We start from the raw sequence: 14,118 nt of genomic DNA, 5'->3' as shown, positions 1-14,118 counted from the left end.
CTCGGCCGCGGTGATGGCATCTGCGGGTTCCGGCGTGGCGTTTCATTCATCGGGGACGGCATGGCCGATTTTCGCGAAGGGCACCAGGCGGTCCAGGAAGTGGTTCCAGCCCTCGGCATGGCCGGAGGACTGCCCGGCGTCCAGGCCTTCGTGGCGCAGGGTGAGCGCGGTGCCTTCCGCATGCGCTTCCATGGTGATGTAGAGGGCGGAATCACCGGGAGGCACCGCGTCGGAGCATTCCCAGCCCCAGCTGAGCACCAGCCGGCGGCCTGGCTCGATTTCGGTGACTGTGCCTGCGGCATGGAGGCCGGGGCCCATGGTGAATCGGTAGCTGCCACCGACCCTCAGGTCCATGCGGCAGGCGACAGTTTGCCAGCGGCGCAGGCGTTCGGGATCGGTGACCAGGGTGAAGGCGGTGTCCGGGTTGACAGGGAGGATGACGGTTCTCTCGGAGCTCATGGCTGTTCTCCTGGGTGTGCCATCGGGGAAGCGGTGGGCTGCCCGCCGGCGGCCAGCTGGCTGGCCTCGGCTGCAAGCAGATCCAATTCGGTATTCCAGAACGACTCGATTTCTTTCTTGAGCCGGGCGATGCCTGCACGGGTGAGCGAATAGTAGCGCTGGCGCCCGTCCTTCCGGGCGTCGAGCAAACCGGCTTCGATCAACAGCAGCAAGTGTTGGGAGATTGCGGACCTGCTGACCGGAAAATGCCTGGCCAGCTCCGTCACCGTTCGTTCACCGGAGCCGAGCAGCTGTACCAGGCGCTTGCGCGTCGGTTCAGCGGCGACCTCCAGCACTTCGAGCATGTGCAATGCGCTAGCCGTTGCTACGCATTGCATAAGGTCTGCCGGGAAATTAACCGCAAAAGGCGCACGGGCAGATTGCCGGTGCGCCTTTCGCGAAGAAGGAAGCCTAGGGAATGGTGATGATCTGGCCTGCGTAGGCCAGGCCGCCGCCGAAGGCGAACAGCAGCGCCTTGGATCCCGAAGGCAGCGGCTCATCCGAAGCCATCAGCTTGGACAGCGCCAGCGGCACCGAAGCAGCCGAGGTGTTGCCGGAGTAGACCACGTCGGTGGCCACACGCGCATTCGGGGCGCCGATCTTCTCAGCCAGCGGCTCGATAATGCGCAGGTTGGCCTGGTGCAGGACGATGGCATCCAGCTCTTCCGGCTTCATGCCCGCACGCTCGATAATCTGCGACGCGATCTTCGGCAGCTGGGTCACGGTCCAGCGGTAGACGCTCTGGCCGTTCTGCGCGAACTTCATGTCGTTCTCGGCCTCGATGCGCACGGCATCGGACAGCGACGGGACCGAACCCCAGACGACTGGCGAAATGCCATTGTCTTCCGAAGCGGTGATCACGAAGGCGCCAGCGCCATCGGCGGTGAGCACGCAGGTGGTGCGATCGGTGAAGTCGGTGTAATCGGTGAGCATTTCGGAGCCGATAACCAGAGCGTTGGTGGCGGTGCCTGCCGCGATAGCACCTTGGGCGATGCCCACTGCATGGGCGAAGCCAGAGCAGGCCACATTGACATCCATGGTGGCAGGGCCCTGCTCCATGTTCAGTGCATCGGCAACACGGGCCGCCATATTCGGCGAGCGGTCGGTGGCGGTGCAGGTCGCGACAACAATCAAATCGATATCTGCTGCCTTGATGTCTGCCGAATTGCCGAAAGCCATCTCTGCGGCCTTGATGGCCATGGAGTCGACGGTTTCAACACCGGTGCCCCAGCGGCGTTCCTCGATGCCGACGCGGCGGGTAATCCACTCGTCGCTGGTTTCCACCAGCTTTTCCAGCTCGGTATTCGGGACGATGCGCTCTGGCTGGAAGTGGCCAAAGGCGACGACTTTGCTGCCGGTCATGGATATAGCTCCTCGGTGGATTCAAAACTTCTCTCTTCAAGGTTAGTCGTTTTGAATGCTACTCGCTGTTCATATGCGCCAGAAAGCATGTAATACGGGGTTTTCCCTGTCTTGGATAGCCCATTTGTCCGGTAATCGAGGAACCTTGATTCTTCAGGACTTCATATGGCGTCGGCGCCCTGTTCACCTGCTGGCCAGACCTCCGGCGTTCAATGGGATGAAATGCAGCAGCCGCACGGGAGGGAAGAAGATGGAGCCTCTGACGATCATCCAATTGAGCGACACCCACCTGCAACCCGAAGGGCAGCTGCTTCACGGGACCATTGATTCGTGGCAGCGCACCGAGCAGGCGCTGGAAGCGGTCGCGTACCTGGAGCCGGATGCCATCGTGGTGACCGGCGATATCGCCGACCGCGGTTCGCCCATCCATGAGCGGGCCGCCGAGCTGTTCAACCGGACGCAGCGTGTACTGGATTGCCCGGTCATCAGCGTGCCGGGCAACCATGACCCGTTGGGAACGGTGGGGGAATCCTTCAACACCAGGCGCCTGTCCACCGGTCCCCGTCCAGCCGACACGGTGCACGAGGTCCACGGGCTTCGAATCATCGGCCTGGACAGCGGGGGATTCCAACTGGCCCAGGGGAACCTTGAATGCGAGCAGCTCGATTGGCTTTCCATGCTCCTGGCGGCGCCAGCACCGCGCGGATCCCTGCTGCTGTTGCACCATCCTCCGGTGGAGGCCACCAATGAGGCCCGTGCCGGACGTGGACTGCAGAACCCCATGGAGCTGGCGGCCATTACCGCCGGTAGCGATATCCGTGCAATCCTTTGCGGCCACTACCATCAGGCGTCCACCAGCCAGCTGGTGAACACACCGGTGTTCATGGCTCCTGCAGTGTCCTACAACATGAATCCATTCGCCCCGACCCAGACCGTTGCCGAGCCAGCGGCGGCATTCAACGTCATCAATGTCGGGGCAAAAACAGTGGACGCGTTCGCTGCGTCCAGCGACCAGTGCTTTGCGCTGAACGAAAGCCCGGCGCTGCCCGCGCCAGTCAAGAGTTCGCAGACCAGCAACTGACTCGGAGAACAGAACTGAGCACCGGGCGCGTGTCGCCGCGGTGCAGGCCAGAAAGAAGAAGACGATGAGTGCACAGAAACTAGTACTGATCCGCCACGGACAGACCGAATGGAACAAGGCAGGACGACTGCATGGACGCAGCGACCTGCCGATGAACGACACGGGCATCCGCCAAGCCCAGCAGCTCGCCGCCGAGCTGGCGCCTCAGGCACCGTGGGATGTGGTGTATTCCTCCCCGCTGTTCCGTGCCCGCCAAACCGCGCAGATCATCGCCAACAGCTTGGGCATCCGCGCCCTGCAAGAGAACCCGGAACTGATGGAGCAGGACTTCGGCAATCTGGAAGGCACCCTGGTTGCCGGTGGTGCCGATGAGCAGCGCCAGTTGCTGGTGGGCACCGGCGAAACCGAGGAGCACCTGGTGGGCCGTGCAGTGAATGCGCTGTTCAAGATCTGCCATCAGCATCCGGGACAGAAGGTGCTGGTCGTCAGCCACAGTGCCTTGATCTGCTCGGTAATCGCTGCGCTCACCGCAGAAAGCAACCCGCGGATGGCCAATGGAACCTACATCGAACTGGATCCGCAGCTGCTGATCAATCACGTATCGCGTGAGCCGCTCTGGCATTAGAAACAAAGCGCGAGGCACAGCACCGAAACATCAAGCGGTCAGCTCGAGAATTCTTGCTCTTGATCCACTGGGACAACGAAAAAGCCGGTGCGGCCTGATCCCAGCAGGACCTGCCGGACCGGCTTGTTAGCAGGTGGCTACAGCGAGCGCAGGACCAATGCTGTGCCCTGGCCGCCGCCGCCGCAGATGCCGATGGCACCCAGCGAACCGGCAGGCAGTTCATGCAGCTGACGGGCCAGGGTGCCTACGATTCGTGCACCGGAAGCACCGATCGGGTGGCCCAGGGCGATGGCACCGCCATGCGGGTTCACGATGGAGGCATCCAGGCCGAGCGCCTTGGTGGACTGCACCGACACGGCAGCGAAGGCCTCGTTGATTTCCACCGCCTTCAGATCCTTCGCTTCGGCACCTGCCTTTCGCAGGGCTGCGCTGATTGCGTTGGATGGCTGCTCGTGCAGGGTACGGTCCGGACCGGCAACAAAAGCATGAGAGAGGATTTCCGCCAGCGGCTTCAGACCCAGTCGCTCAACGGCCGCGTCGCTGGCCAGCACCACTGCCGCGGCGCCATCGGTGATCTGCGAGGAGTTGCCTGCGGTGATGGTGCCTTCCTTGGCGAAGGCAGGGCGCAGCTTGCCCAGGGACTCCACTGTGGTGTCTGCGCGGACGCCGTCATCTTCGCTGATGGTGGTGTCGCCACGACGGCTGGAAATGGTGAAAGGCGCAATCTCGCCGGCTGCGAAATCGCGGGAAGCGGCAGCGCGCTGGTGGGAAGCGGCCGAAACCGTATCCTGGGCCTCGCGGGTCATCGACAGCTTGGCGTTGTGCTCCTCGGTGGAAGCACCCATCGAACGCTTCTCGGCGGCATCGGTCAGGCCGTCGTATTCCAGGGTGTCGATCATTTCGATGGCACCGTACTTGGCGCCGGCACGGGCGCGCTGCACGTGCGGAGCCAGCGACATCGATTCCTGGCCGATGGCCAGGACGACATCAGCTTCGCCGCTGTTGATCAAGCGGGCACCTGCCACCACTGCTTCGGCACCCGAAAGGCACACCGCATTCACCGCAATGGCCGGAACATCCAGTGGAACACCGGCGCCCACAGCGGACTGGCGGGCCGGATTCTGGCCAGCGCCGCCCTGCAGCACCTGGCCGACGACGACCTGCTGCACCTCGCTGGGTGCTACTCCGGCGCCTTCCAGTGCCGCCTTGGCGGCGTGCGCGCCCAGCTCGGTGGCGGGAACCGCGGCGAAAACGCCATTGAACTTCACGAACGGGGTGCGGGCGTAGCCCACGATCTTTGCGGTCATGCTTTCAGATCCTCCACAATATCCACGGCAAATTCCGCTGCCGTGATTTCCTTGATGCTTTCCACGCTTTCCCCCGGGGCTACTGCACGCAGGGTCAAGCTCGAGTTCTCTATATCAAACACCGCTCGATCGGTGATGATGCGGTTGACCACGCCGACTCCGGTCAGCGGCAGGTCGCATTTCTCCACGATCTTCGATGTTCCGTCCTTGGCCACGTGATCGGTCAAGACGATCACGCGCGGGGTGCCGGCGACCAGATCCATGGCGCCGCCCATGCCCTTGACCAGCTTGCCCGGGATGGTCCAGTTGGCCAGATCGCCGTTGGCGGCCACCTGCAGGGCTCCGAGGATCGCGGTCTGGACGTGGCCGCCGCGGATCATGCCGAAGGAAGTCGCCGAATCGAAGAAGCTGCCGCCGGGCAGGATCGTCACGGTCTGCTTTCCGGCATTGATCAAATCAGCGTCTTCTTCGCCTTCATAGGGGAAGGGGCCCATGCCCAGCAGGCCGTTCTCGCTCTGCAGCTTGACCGATACGCCGTCCGGCAGGTTATTGGCCACCATGGTGGGGATGCCAATGCCCAGGTTCACGTACTGGCCATCTGTCAGCTCGCTGGCGGCGATGGCCGCCATTTCATCTCGAGTCCACATGTTCAGGCCTCCTCTCGGCTGCGCACGGTGCGCTGTTCAATGTCCTTGACCTCATCGGCCTGGACCAGGGTCTGCACGAAAATTCCCGGGGTTTCCACCAATGACGGATCCAGGTAGTCATCGAGGATTTCTTCGGCCTCGGCGAAGGTGTGCCGGCCCGACATGGCGGCCAGCGGGTTGAAGTTCTTCGAGGTCATCCGATAGCGCAGGTTGCCTTCCGCATCCGCCTGGTGCGCCTTGACCAGGGCGATGTCGGCGAAGATGCCGCGTTCCAGGATCGCCGGCTTGCCATTGAATTCCATGACTTCCTTGCCTTCGGCAATCGGCGTTCCCACGCCGGTTGGCGTGAAGAACGCGGGGATGCCGACACCGCCAGCACGCAGGCGCTCGGCCAAGGTGCCTTGCGGGCAGAATTCAACTTCCAGATCTCCATCAAGGAACTGCTGGGCGAACAGCTTGTTCTCCCCGACGTAGGAGGCCAGGACCTTGGAAACCTGCTTGTTTTCCAACAGGACGCCCAGCCCCTTGCCATCCACGCCCATGTTGTTTGAAACGATCGTCAGGTTGGTTGCCTTCGAGTCCCGCAACGCGGTGATCAGCCGGTTCGGGATGCCGGATAGGCCGAATCCGCCTACTGCGATGGTCATGCCATCCTTGACGACGGCAGCCAAAGCAGCGGCTGCGTCATCCTGAAACTTCGTTGTCATCGATTCCTCCATGTGTCCACTATGTGGAGCTCGGATCTGCTTAGTCCCTAACGTACGTAGTCGCAGGTGAGCATGCAATAGGCCCGGAGATTTGCCGGTGAATTGGTCGGATGGTGAGGAGAAGTGGACACCCTGTCCATATCATGGACGCGTATGACGGGAGCTAGACGATGTCGAACTCGTTGCCTTCGATATCGAGCATGCAAATGGCGAAATGGCCCATCTCGGGCATGTCGTGAACGGTCTGGACCTTTGCCCCCAAACCGACTAGGCGCTCTGCCTCGTCGGTGATGATCTGCCGGCGCTGCTCGAAGCGGACACCGCGGCCGCCGCTGACCAGCAAATCCAGATGCAGGCGGTTCTTGACGTGCTTGGCTTCCGGCACCTGCTGGAACCAAATCCGGGGACCACCACCGTGCGGATCGACCAGCGACTCCGGAGCGTCGCCGGCGCCGGGCGGCAATTCATCCTCGGGCACACCCATCGACCGCCAGTAGGCGCGCCAGGTCGGATGCCCATCAGGAGCGGGCTCGGGAACGTAGCGCAGCGCCTCGGTCCAGAACCGGACCATCGCTTGCGGCTCAGCGCAGTCGATGACGATCTGCCATGTCTTTTCCATGTGCCAAATTATCCGCCGATCGGCCCCACTGCAACAGGGGTGCGGCGACAAAGTATGAAGCCGAAATTTACCAGGCCCGAACCCCCATCGTCCATAATGTGGTCATGAGCAATTCCCCGGCTGGAACCCAGGTCGTCGGACGGCTGGCCGCCGTGCTGCGCGCCGTGAGCACCTCCATGCCCGAGGGCATCACCACGACGCAGGCCGCCCGGAGCACCGCGTTGGCCCGCCCCACCGTGCACCGGCTGCTCAGTGCGCTGGCCACCGAAGGATTCTGCGACCACGATAACCGCACCGGCCGCTGGCTGCTGGGCCCCGAGCTCTACCTCATGGGCGCGGTGGCAGCCGAACGCTACGACATCAGCGAACTGGCCCGCGAACACGTGGCAGCGCTCGCCGAGACCACCGGAGAAAGCGCGTTCCTCTCGGCCCGCCGCGGGGACGAAACCGTGTGCCTGCTGCGCCAGGACGGGGCCTTCCCGATCCGCTCCTTCGTCCTGTATGAAGGCCGGCGCTTCCCGCTTGGCGTCGCCTCGGCCGGCATCGCCATTCTTGCGTTCCTGCCCGAGCAGGGCATTGAACGCTATTTGCGCAACGCCGACCTGGAGCCGGAATACGGGCCGGCGCATTCGCGCGACGAGCTGCGCAAGAAGGTCGCCGAAACCCGCCAGCTGGGCTATTCGGTGAACCCTGGCCTGATCGTCGAGGGCAGCTGGGGCATGGGTGCCGCCGTATTCGACAACTCCGGACAGCCAGCCTGGGCGCTGAGCCTGACCGGCATCCACACCCGCTTTGAAGAAGGCCGCCGGCAGGAACTGGGCAACCTGCTGCTGCACCACGCCCATGAGCTGTCCACCAAGCTGTCCAGCCGGCCAGGCACGCTGCCGCGCTAGTTCTTCCTTCCCCTATACAAAGCTTCCTGCGGTAGTCTTTCAGATCGGCGGGAATGCAATTCCACAGGTTCCCTGCGACGCAGTACACGTGCAAGAAGGACAGAAAATTTGGGCATTATCCCGGCCGGCATCAACACCCCGCAGATCATCGTTGACGTAGCGAAGCTCCAGCAGAACATCGACAGGGTGGCCCATCGGGTGGCAAGCCAAGGGCTGAAACTGCGCCCGCATGCCAAGACCCATAAGATGCATGAGATCGCCGAACGCCAGATGAATGCCGGTGCCGCCGGACTCACCGTGGCCACCGTGGGCGAAGCCCTCGCCTTCGCGTTGCACGGGGTCGCCAAGATCTTCATCGCCTACCCGCTGTGGGTCAATGAATCCCAGGCAGAGCGGATCATGGAGCTGATGCGCCGGGCCAAGCTGAGCATTGGCACTGACTCGGTCGAAGCCGTCCAGCAGATGGCCAAGATGCTGGGGGAGAAGGCCTCCAAGGTCAAGCTCATCATCGAGATCGACAGCGGCCATCACCGAAGCGGCACCAGCCCGCAAGGCGCAGTCGAGATTGCCGAGGCCGCCCGTGCTTTGGGGATGCGCGTGCACGGGATCTTCACCTTCCCCGGCCACAGCTACTCGCCGGACGGCATTGACGCGGCATTGAACGATGAGCACAAGACCTTGGCCGAGGCGGCTTTCCTGCTGCGCGAGGCAGGGCATAAGATCAAGCGGATCAGCGGCGGTTCCACACCGACGGCGGAACTCAGCGACAACTCGGTGCTGACCGAGGTGCGTCCCGGGGTCTATGTCTTTGGCGATGCGCAGCAGTTCGAGCTGGGGCGCGTGCGCTGGGAGGACATTTCGCTTTCTGTCGCATCCACCGTGATCAGCCGGCATGAAGGCGATGCGCAGATTCCCCGGCGCATTGTGCTGGACGCCGGCAGCAAGATGCTCGGCGCAGATCGCCCGGCTTGGGCTACCGGCTACGGGCGCATCGCCGAATGCCCGGAAGCCCGGATCAGTGCGCTGTCCGAGCACCATGCCACCGTGCTGTGGCCCGAAGACCAGCCGCTGCCGGCCCATGGCCAGCAGCTGCAGGTCATCCCCAACCACGTCTGCGTCGCAGTGAACCTGGTTGATACCGTGCTGGCCGTGCATGAGGACGGCACCAGCGAAGAATGGGATGTGGCGGCCCGCGGGCTGAACTTCTAGTTTCCGCAATCTGATGCCAGGCAGCTGCACGAGCTGATTCCGAGCCGTCGCCTACCCGGTCCTTTCAAGAAAACGCAGCATGCAACGCGACGCAGGATCCAAATGGTTCTTGGTCTTGAGCTGGCTTTTGGAACGGCGCAGCGACGACAATTTCCCAGGATCTTCCGCCAATGCCAGCACCCGCGGGTCGATATAGGATCCGGCGGCGATTTCGGGAGTATTGCCCAGTTTTCTGGCGGCTTGCTCGACGGCCAGCTTACGCAGATTCGTTGCATCTTCGGCCGCCATCGCTGAGGCGGGAGCCTCAAGCAATGCCTCGAACGCTGCCAAGCTGCCGCCCCAGGTTCTGAAGTCCTTGGCCGTGAATTCGCCATCCAGATGCTCGGCGAGGTACTGGTTGATCTGTGATGGCTGAAGCAAGCGTGACTTCCCATCTTCGTCCAGATAGCGGAAAATCTCATAGCCCGGTTGATCGCGCAATTCAGCCAGCACTTTTACCAGTCGCCGGCTCCTGATTTTCACATGCTGCTCCTGGCCGCTCTTGCCAGGAAAATCGAGGGTGGCGCAATGCCCTTGGACCGCCAGATGCCTGGATCGCAACGAAGCAGCCCCGAAGGATTCGTTGGAATGCGAGTATGCATGCGTGCCGATGCGCAGCAGGTGAAGATCCAGCAGCATTATCACGGCCGCAGTGACCTTGTTCTTGTCGCTGCTTCCCCGGCGCAAATCCCGCATCAGCTGACGGCGGAGATTCGGCAGCGCACGGCCGAACGCTGGCAACCGGTCGAATTTGGCGGCATCCTGGCGATCACGGAACTCCGGGTGATAAATCATCTGGGTGCGTCCTGCCGCATCTATTCCGCGAGCTTGGACCTTGGCCCGCGAACTGGCCGCGATCTGGACCTGTTGCCAAGCCGGCGGAATCGACAATTTCCTGATCCGCTCCAGCAGGCGCGGGTCCTTAACGGAGCGCGAGCCTTCCAGATAGAAGAAGCCGGTTCCTGCGCGTCGGCGCGTGATGGGAAGCCGCGAGGTTCGCCGTGCCGCCATGGCAGCCTCCTGTTGGTTTAGTAGCCGTGGAATCACGGACACACTACCGCCGATCCTTTCACGGAACCGGGCGTTCGCAGGAAAATCCCAGCCCTCCCGCGCCGGATGCGCATCACCGGCGGGTGGACCGGGGGCCTGCAGCGGGTTGATTGCGCCTGAACCGCCCTGGAATCGCGCCAGTGGACGCAACAAGGCATGATTGGAGATATGGAAAATAGTGCTGCGCCCGCATGGGTGGCGAATTACCAGCCCGGAGTCCCTGCCGAAATCGAGTTGCCCACCGAACCGCTCAGCCGCATGTTCGAGCGCTCGGTTCGCGAAGCCGGCCAAAGCCCGGCCACCGAGTTCTTCGGCCGCCGCACCAGCTACGCCGATCTGGGGGACCAGGTCGCCAAGGCCGCCGAAGGCCTGCGCAAGCTCGGCGTGCGTGCCGGGGACCGCGTGGCACTGGTCCTGCCCAACTGCCCGCAGCACGTGGTGGCTTTCTACGCGATCCTGCGCCTTGGCGCCGTCGTGGTGGAGCACAACCCGCTGTACACCTCGCGCGAACTGCGCCACCAGTTCGAAGACCACCAGGCGCGCATTGTGATTGCCTGGGACAAGGTCGTGGCCAACCTCCAGGAATTCCCCAAGGACGTGCAGCTCGATTCGATCGTCTCGGTTAACCTGCTCGAAGCCTTCCCTGCCATCAAGCGCCTGGCGCTGAACCTTCCGGTGAAGAAGCTGCGCGAAACCAAGGCCTCGCTCACCGCCCGCACCTCGGGCACCGTGGCTTGGAAGGAGCTGCTCTCCGGGTCGGCACTGGATGAAAGCCACCCGCATCCGGAAGTCAACGACCTGGCGGTCATCCAGTACACCTCGGGCACCACCGGGCACCCCAAGGGCGCCATGCTCACCCACTTCAATCTGTACTCCAACGCCCTGCAGGGCGAGGCCTGGATGCTCGGTGCCAAGGAGCGCGAGGAAATCCTCTATGCGATCCTGCCGATGTTCCATGCCTTCGGCATGACCCTGTACCTGACCTTCGGCGTGAAGAAGCAGGGCCTGCTGGTGCTCTTCCCGAAATTCGACCCGGAGATGATCCTGGACGCGTGGAAGAAATCCCCGGCCACCGTGTACTGCGCGGTGCCGCCCATCTACGAACGCACCGCACTGGCCGCCAAGGAACGCGGGATGTCGCTGAAGAGTGCCAAGTACTGCATCTCCGGGGCAATGAATCTGCCGGACCACGTGGTGGAGCTATGGGAATCGATGTCCGGCGGCCTGCTGGTGGAAGGCTACGGGATGACCGAGTCCTCCCCGGTGGCACTGGGCAACCCGTTCCACCCGAGCCGCCGCACCGGCACCATCGGCGTGCCCTTCCCCTCGACGCTGATGAAGGTCGTCGATGTGGAGGATCCCTCCCGCGAAGTGGCCCAGGGCGAGCCGGGCGAATTGCTGGTCAAGGGCCCGCAGGTGTTCCAGGGCTACTGGAACAACCCGGAGGAGACTGCCAAGGCCATGACCGGGGACGGCTGGTTGCGTTCGGGCGATGTGGTCACCGTGGACGAGGACGGCTTCGCCCAGGTGGTGGACCGCGCCAAGGAACTGATCATCACCGGCGGCTTCAATGTTTCACCGACCGAGGTGGAGATCGCGCTGCGCCAGCATGCCGATGTTGCCGATGCCGCAGTCTTCGGCAAGCCATTGGCCCGTGGCGGCGAAATGGTGGTTGCCGCGGTGCAGCTCGAAGAAGGCGCCGGGCTGAACGAGGACGCGTTGCGCGCCCACTGCCGCGAGCTGCTGGCCGCCTACAAGGTGCCCAAGCGCATCGTGCAGATCGACGAGATGCCGCGTTCGCTGCTGGGCAAGATCCTGCGCAAGCAGGTCAAGGACCAGATGTCGGACCTGGTCTAGGGACTCAGAGCCTACGGGTAGTCGTGAGTGGCGGGAGCGCGGTTGAGTTCTGGTTTAACGTATAGCGTTATTGACGCATCGCGTTAAGCTTGGCATGCTGTAGGTGTGATCAGATCCTTCGCCGACAAGGCGACTGAGCGACTTTGGCATCGCGATAAGGTGCCGTCGGTCGATCCCCGTGTCCAGAAGGCAGCCATTCGAAAGCTGACGCAGATCCATGCCGCCCGATTCCTCGACTCGCTGCGCGTGCCACCTGGCAACCGGTTGGAGTCGCTGAAAGGCGACCGTGTGGGGCAGCACAGCATCCGGGTCAACGATCAGTGGCGAATCTGTTTCAGCTGGACAGAAGGAGGTGCCGAGAATGTCGAACTCGTCGACTACCACTGAGAAGTGGGATCCCGTTCATCCAGGTGAGGTTCTCATGGAGGACTTCATCGAAGGGTTCGGGATCACCCAGAACAAGCTGGCTGTATCTATCGGCGTGCCGCCACGCCGCATCAATGAGATCGTGCACGGCAAGCGTGCGATCACTGCTGACACGGCGTTGCGCCTTGGGCGCTACTTCGGGATCGACCCACAGTTCTGGCTCAACCTGCAGGCGCACTATGAGCTGGAGCTAGCCCGGGACCGGGTGTCTGAGCAGATCGAGGCGATCACACCTCTAGCCGTCGCCTGACCAGTACAGGATTCGTTGTTCGGCGCGACCGGCAGGCGCCTGAGGACGTCGCGAAGTTGCTCGCCACGGTCCCCGAGTGATTCGCGCGGCCGGATTCCAACGAGGATTGCATCGAGGCAGCTCACTCCAAGGAGACGTGGGCTATACGAAGCAGTGAGGGGACGGTCGTCGGCGTCACGCTGATCGATCGCCACTTTCCGCGTGTCGCTGAAGTGCATCTCACTGTCGTCATCGGGGCTGCTGAAGGCGGGTTTTGCCGAGGGCCGAGTGCTTGCCCCTCGCGAATTGAAGTCGTTGGTGCCCACCGTGAAGTGAACTGTCCAAGTCCCGTACTATAAGGTCCCAATCGGTGCCTTTGGCCTCCACGCTGGGGCTCGAGTGCGTGAGATCTACATTGGGATCGAAGAGGAACCATCGCCGCTCATCGATTGACCTTTCGACGGTGCCCGCGCCTGAGGAGCAACACAACCAGTTCATCGTCCACGACGTCATGAACGACTCGGTAGTCACCGGTTCCGATGCGATACGCCACGAATCAGTGGCCGACCTCGGCGGCCAGATCCTCGTGGGAGATGGGTTCGGTCTCTTGGCGCGCGGCCGCCGCGGCACGAATGTCGGCTTGATCTTCCAACGCCTGGAGCGCGCGATCGCAGAACTCCGGAGATACGACGACTGCGCGTCGACCAGCCCCGCGAGAGGTGATCACGACAGGCTCACGCTGTGCTGTGGCGATGAGATCGGCCTGGCGGTTGCGGACGTCGGCGAGGGCTACGGAAATCATGAACTCATGGTAGATCTTGTACAAGAAGGCAACATGGGTTTTGGCTTACAGGGGTTGTTATGAGCGGCGGCAATGCGGTGCACCTGCACTATCCCTTCACCGGGCTCTGGCTGGTCCAGAACAGCCCGGCGGACCGGGTGCCCAGCCACGGAACAACCCTGTTCGCCTCATCCTACGCCATCGACTTCGTCCAAGTCGATGAGCAGGGAGGGTCCGCGCCAGTGACCACCAGGACCTGGTTAGGCACAGAGGAGCCAACGAGCTTTTTCGGTTTCGGGGTGCCCATTCTGGCGCCGTGCGCCGGGACCGTGATCGCGGCGGATGCCTCGATGCCCGACCATCGCGCCCGACGCGGGCTGGCATCAATTGGCTATGCGCTGACCCAACGCCAACGGCTTGCCCACGGGTGGCAGGCGCTCGCCGGGAACCACGTGATGATCCAAACCGGTGCAGCGGTCGTTGCGCTATGCCACCTGAAACAGGGAAGCCTCGAAGTTGGCGTCGGAGACCACGTCGCGCTCGGGGATCTCATTGCCGCATGCGGCAACTCCGGCAACAGCACCGAACCGCATGTTCATGTGCAGGCTATCGACAGGCTGCCTGTGCACGCAGCCGAGGCGGTGCCGATGCTTTTCGACGGCCAGCTGCCGCGCAACGGCAAGATTCTGGAAATTCCTTGACGGCCCAAGGGCCGTCAAGCCAAGTATGGATGCCAGCATACTTAGCACGGGAGTCTAATGTGTGAAACACATTATCCAGTTCCAGAG

At 62.8% G+C, this 14,118-nt stretch carries 17 protein-coding genes; 8 read left to right on the top strand and 9 right to left on the bottom strand.

Annotated elements, in window-relative coordinates; genetic code table 11:
* Nucleotides 1–42: 42 nt before the first annotated feature.
* From ANI01nite_RS08265 to ANI01nite_RS08255, 3 genes are all read right to left on the bottom strand, one after another.
* Complete coding sequence (locus ANI01nite_RS08265) at nt 43–459, bottom strand: SRPBCC family protein (protein ID WP_141357323.1); 417 nt, start codon at nt 457–459, stop codon at nt 43–45.
* On the bottom strand, nt 456–803 hold the full coding sequence (locus ANI01nite_RS08260) for an ArsR/SmtB family transcription factor (RefSeq protein WP_174787676.1): 348 nt from the start codon (nt 801–803) through the stop codon (nt 456–458). The genes ANI01nite_RS08265 and ANI01nite_RS08260 overlap by 4 nt, the downstream gene beginning before the upstream one ends.
* A 106-nt stretch (nt 804–909) precedes the next feature.
* Entirely contained in the window at nt 910–1,860 is a 951-nt protein-coding gene (locus tag ANI01nite_RS08255; RefSeq protein WP_141357319.1) for a beta-ketoacyl-ACP synthase III, read from the bottom strand.
* 250 nt (nt 1,861–2,110) lie between these two features.
* Here ANI01nite_RS08255 and ANI01nite_RS08250 point away from each other — a divergent pair, with 250 nt between their 5' ends.
* Both ANI01nite_RS08250 and ANI01nite_RS08245 read left to right on the top strand, forming a co-directional pair.
* A complete protein-coding gene (locus tag ANI01nite_RS08250) occupies nt 2,111–2,941 on the top strand; it encodes a metallophosphoesterase family protein (RefSeq protein ID WP_141357317.1) in 831 nt (276 codons plus the stop codon).
* A 64-nt stretch (nt 2,942–3,005) separates the two neighbouring features.
* Entirely contained in the window at nt 3,006–3,566 is a 561-nt protein-coding gene (locus ANI01nite_RS08245; protein ID WP_141357315.1) for a histidine phosphatase family protein, read from the top strand.
* Between the two features lie 137 nt (nt 3,567–3,703).
* Here ANI01nite_RS08245 and ANI01nite_RS08240 read toward each other — a convergent pair whose 3' ends face one another.
* The 4 genes from ANI01nite_RS08240 to ANI01nite_RS08225 form a co-directional block, all read right to left on the bottom strand.
* Nucleotides 3,704–4,873 carry an acetyl-CoA C-acyltransferase gene (locus tag ANI01nite_RS08240; RefSeq protein ID WP_141357313.1) on the bottom strand — a complete coding sequence of 390 codons (1,170 nt, stop codon included), beginning with the start codon at nt 4,871–4,873 and terminating at the stop codon, nt 3,704–3,706.
* Nucleotides 4,870–5,520: a CoA transferase subunit B gene (locus ANI01nite_RS08235; RefSeq protein ID WP_038993255.1), complete on the bottom strand. Its 651-nt coding sequence runs from the start codon at nt 5,518–5,520 to the stop codon at nt 4,870–4,872. Before ANI01nite_RS08235 ends, ANI01nite_RS08240 begins: the two co-directional genes overlap by 4 nt.
* A 2-nt stretch (nt 5,521–5,522) precedes the next feature.
* Nucleotides 5,523–6,227 (bottom strand): CoA transferase subunit A, encoded by a 705-nt coding sequence (locus ANI01nite_RS08230; RefSeq protein WP_038993256.1) that lies wholly within the window; start codon nt 6,225–6,227, stop codon nt 5,523–5,525.
* A gap of 163 nt (nt 6,228–6,390) precedes the next feature.
* Entirely contained in the window at nt 6,391–6,846 is a 456-nt protein-coding gene (locus ANI01nite_RS08225; protein ID WP_073707760.1) for a VOC family protein, read from the bottom strand.
* Between the two features lie 104 nt (nt 6,847–6,950).
* Here ANI01nite_RS08225 and ANI01nite_RS08220 point away from each other — a divergent pair, with 104 nt between their 5' ends.
* Together ANI01nite_RS08220 and ANI01nite_RS08215 are read left to right on the top strand one after the other, a co-directional pair.
* Entirely contained in the window at nt 6,951–7,739 is a 789-nt protein-coding gene (locus tag ANI01nite_RS08220) for an IclR family transcriptional regulator (RefSeq protein WP_141357311.1), read from the top strand.
* 108 nt (nt 7,740–7,847) lie between these two features.
* On the top strand, nt 7,848–8,948 hold the full coding sequence (locus tag ANI01nite_RS08215) for an alanine racemase (RefSeq protein ID WP_141357309.1): 1,101 nt from the start codon (nt 7,848–7,850) through the stop codon (nt 8,946–8,948).
* Between the two features lie 51 nt (nt 8,949–8,999).
* Here the strand turns inward: ANI01nite_RS08215 and ANI01nite_RS08210 are convergent, their stop codons facing one another.
* The gene (locus tag ANI01nite_RS08210; RefSeq protein ID WP_141357307.1) at nt 9,000–9,998 is read right to left on the bottom strand and encodes a DNA topoisomerase IB; all 999 of its coding nucleotides are present in this window, start codon (nt 9,996–9,998) and stop codon (nt 9,000–9,002) included.
* A gap of 207 nt (nt 9,999–10,205) precedes the next feature.
* On the opposite strand from ANI01nite_RS08210, the gene ANI01nite_RS08205 reads away from it, so the two are divergent.
* The 3 genes from ANI01nite_RS08205 (at nt 10,206) to ANI01nite_RS08195 (ending at nt 12,570) form a co-directional block, all read left to right on the top strand.
* Complete coding sequence (locus tag ANI01nite_RS08205; RefSeq protein WP_141357305.1) at nt 10,206–11,894, top strand: long-chain-fatty-acid--CoA ligase; 1,689 nt, start codon at nt 10,206–10,208, stop codon at nt 11,892–11,894.
* Between the two features lie 105 nt (nt 11,895–11,999).
* Nucleotides 12,000–12,281 (top strand): type II toxin-antitoxin system RelE/ParE family toxin, encoded by a 282-nt coding sequence (locus ANI01nite_RS08200; RefSeq protein ID WP_038993261.1) that lies wholly within the window; start codon nt 12,000–12,002, stop codon nt 12,279–12,281.
* Nucleotides 12,256–12,570 carry a HigA family addiction module antitoxin gene (locus ANI01nite_RS08195; RefSeq protein WP_038993262.1) on the top strand — a complete coding sequence of 105 codons (315 nt, stop codon included), beginning with the start codon at nt 12,256–12,258 and terminating at the stop codon, nt 12,568–12,570. Before ANI01nite_RS08200 ends, ANI01nite_RS08195 begins: the two co-directional genes overlap by 26 nt.
* Before the next feature lie 535 nt (nt 12,571–13,105).
* Here the strand turns inward: ANI01nite_RS08195 and ANI01nite_RS08185 are convergent.
* Nucleotides 13,106–13,375 (bottom strand): type II toxin-antitoxin system prevent-host-death family antitoxin, encoded by a 270-nt coding sequence (locus tag ANI01nite_RS08185; RefSeq protein WP_307723207.1) that lies wholly within the window; start codon nt 13,373–13,375, stop codon nt 13,106–13,108.
* 35 nt (nt 13,376–13,410) lie between these two features.
* Between ANI01nite_RS08185 and ANI01nite_RS08180 the strand changes: the two genes are divergently transcribed.
* Nucleotides 13,411–14,031, top strand: coding sequence for a M23 family metallopeptidase (locus ANI01nite_RS08180; RefSeq protein WP_141357303.1), 621 nt, complete (start codon nt 13,411–13,413; stop codon nt 14,029–14,031).
* The last annotated feature ends 87 nt before the right edge of the window (nt 14,032–14,118 follow it).

The organism is Glutamicibacter nicotianae (genome assembly GCF_006539525.1).
Taxonomy (GTDB): domain Bacteria; phylum Actinomycetota; class Actinomycetes; order Actinomycetales; family Micrococcaceae; genus Glutamicibacter; species Glutamicibacter nicotianae.
Note: the sequence above shows the minus strand (reverse complement) of the source record. Positions and strands in the feature narration are given on the sequence as shown.